Genomic DNA, 1,015 nt, shown 5'->3' on the forward strand with positions numbered 1-1,015 from the left:
GAAATAATCGGGGAAGATGACCCCATCGATGAGGAAGACCCCATTGATGATGAAATAATCGGGGAAGATGACCCCATTGATGAGGAAGACCCCATTGATGATGAACCGGAGACGGAGTTTGTATTTTTAACAGAACGGATCTGGAACGAAGGAGAAAACCGAGAGCATTTACTGAATGCTTTCTTGCAGTCGGAAGACGAACGTTTTGATGAAGCGATCGCGATATTGCAGTCTGTTGCTTTGAAAGAGAATCCAGATTTAACAGAATTGGCAGAGCAGTTGTCGGAACAAGTGCCCACTTTAACAGAGGCGCTGAACGACTCTGTAAATGAGACAGTGTTGCAAACACTGGAAGCGAATATCGTGGCCTTTTCTGCTGGGGAGGGTGCAGCAGATGAAACAGTTGCTGATGCCTTTACAGATGCGATCGCCCGTTATGGTGGTGCAGGGCGTGTGGGTAATCCAGTCAGTAGCATAGCCAGGGTTGGGGATGGCTACATCCAAGAATTTAACTTTGGCGGTGCGGGTGTCGGTGCTATCCTCTACGGCGATGGATCCGAGGAAGCGATATTCTTATCCGGTGAAGAGTGGCAAGAGTTTCAAGCGAATGGTGGGGTATTAACCCAGGGTTATCCTGCAGAACACCAGTTACCTGAAGCTGGCGACGGTGAAGGGGAAGTCATTGAGCTACCCACACTGTCCGATCCGGTGGTATCGGAGGATGGAACTGAGGCAGTCAATGGGGGACAAGGAGCGATCGCCCAACCCCAAGATATCCCAGAAATCGACTCCGATGACCCAGCAGAAGCGATCGCACAACCACTGTGGGGCACTAACTGGTATTATGACACCGCAGGTGACACCATGTCCTCAGCGCGGTATCTGAGTTTGGGACAAACCATCAACGAACGAGTCAGCAGCAGCGACTACTACGATTTCTATCGGTTTAACATTAGCGATCGCACCCGGGTGAACGTAGGGATTTCTGGCATGAGTGCCGATGCAGACCTGCGCT

1 protein-coding gene is annotated in these 1,015 nt (G+C 50.7%); it reads left to right on the forward strand.

Features of this window, described 5'->3' with window-relative positions; genetic code table 11:
* Nucleotides 1–1,015, forward strand: a 1,015-nt coding sequence (locus tag AC0QH1_RS26280; protein WP_324634414.1) for a hypothetical protein, incomplete at both ends; no start/stop codon positions are given.

The sequence above is a fragment of the Phormidium sp. CCY1219 genome (genome assembly GCF_055795085.1).